Origin of the sequence: Streptomyces beijiangensis, assembly GCF_017315755.1 — a bacterium.
Classification (GTDB): domain Bacteria; phylum Actinomycetota; class Actinomycetes; order Streptomycetales; family Streptomycetaceae; genus Streptomyces; species Streptomyces beijiangensis.
Genome location: NZ_JAFLRJ010001209.1, coordinates 1 through 264 on the forward strand (window position 1 = coordinate 1; position 264 = coordinate 264).

General features: G+C 65.9%; 1 protein-coding gene. It reads left to right on the forward strand.

Annotated features, from left to right (window positions below; translation table 11 throughout):
- The coding region (locus J0695_RS41205) for a cation:proton antiporter domain-containing protein (protein ID WP_206969925.1) at positions 1–264 on the forward strand (264 nt) is incomplete at both ends.

The window sequence follows — 264 nt, forward strand, 5'->3', positions numbered from 1 at the left end:
GCCACAGGTCGTGGCAGGTCGACTTCGCGACCCGGCTCCAGGAGGAAGCGGTCTGGAAGATGGTCTCCTTCATCCTGGAGTCGGCCGTCTTCGCACTGATCGGGCTCCAGCTGCCCTTCGTACTGAAGGGGCTCGGGGAGTACGAGGGGTGGGTCGCCGGGTGGTACGCGGTGGCCGTCTTCGTGGTGGTCGTGGTGGTGCGGTTCGTCTGGGTGTTCCCGGCGACCTTCCTGCCGCGGATCCTGTTCCAGCACATTCGTGACC